This window comes from Larkinella arboricola, assembly GCF_003259745.1.
In the GTDB taxonomy this organism is placed as follows: domain Bacteria; phylum Bacteroidota; class Bacteroidia; order Cytophagales; family Spirosomataceae; genus Larkinella; species Larkinella arboricola.
This window is the reverse complement of sequence record NZ_QLMC01000036.1, coordinates 1-1,128: the sequence shown is the minus strand read 5'-3', so window position 1 is coordinate 1,128 and position 1,128 is coordinate 1. Positions and strand designations below refer to the sequence as shown.

General features: G+C 54.8%; 1 protein-coding gene. It reads left to right on the top strand.

All coding sequences use genetic code 11. The features are described from left to right. Nucleotides 1–1,128 (top strand): ATP-binding protein (locus tag LX87_RS28485; RefSeq protein ID WP_146624612.1); only part of this gene is annotated, 1,128 nt, incomplete at both ends.

Genomic DNA, 1,128 nt, shown 5'->3' with positions numbered 1-1,128 from the left:
CAACGAGCAACTCCGGGCGTCGAACCTGGAACTGGAAAAAGCCCGTCAGGAAGCCGAACGGGCTAATCAGGCCAAGAGTGTTTTTCTGGCTACGATGAGCCATGAAATTCGTACGCCGATGAATGGAGTAATCGGGATGGCGAGCTTATTGCAGGAAACCGAGCTTACCGAAGAGCAGCGGATGTTTACCGAAACCATCACCACCTGCGGGGATACGCTCATCAACGTCATCAACGATATTTTGGATTTTTCGAAAATCGAATCGGGCAGCCTGGAGCTGGAAAAGGAAGATTTTGACCTGCGTCAGTGTATCGAGGAGGTACTGGCTATTTTTGGAGCCCGGGCCAGCAAACTCGGACTTGATCTGATTTACGAGATGGCGGAAAATGTACCCACGCAGATCATGGGCGACTCGTTGCGGCTGCGGCAGGTGCTGACCAATCTGGTGGGCAATGCCGTCAAGTTTACCCAGCGCGGAGAGGTCTGCGTTCTGGTAAATCTGGAACCGAATCAGCCGCCGGGCAACGTGCAGATCCGGTTCGATGTGAAGGATACGGGAATCGGTATTCCGGCCGATAAAATGAGTCGGCTTTTTAAATCCTTCTCTCAGGTCGATTCGTCAACCACGCGTAAGTACGGCGGTTCGGGGCTGGGTCTGGCGATCTCGCAGAAACTGGTACGGCTCATGGGCGGAGACATTCGCGTGAGCAGCGAACCCGGACGGGGCTCGGTTTTCTCGTTTACCATCTGTACTACTCCCGGAACAAAAGCCCTGCGGGCCTACACCAGCAACAGCCTGGCCGCTCTGGAGGGGAAACGGATTCTGGTGGTAGACGACAATGCCACGAACCTGGCTATTCTCAAACGCCAGTTCGAGTCCTGGAAGTTGCAGCCGGTGCTGGCGACCTGCGGGGAAGATGCGCTGGAGATTCTGTCAAAAAGCTCGGAAATCGATCTGGTGATTACAGATATGCAGATGCCGGGCATGGATGGGCTGATGCTGGCCCGGCAGATTCGGGAGCAGACGCCCAAACTACCGATTATCCTGCTGAGTTCTATTGGAGAAGAGTTAAACGACGACCAGCGGCAGCTTTTTGTCTCGGTGCTGACCAAACCCATCCGGCAGCA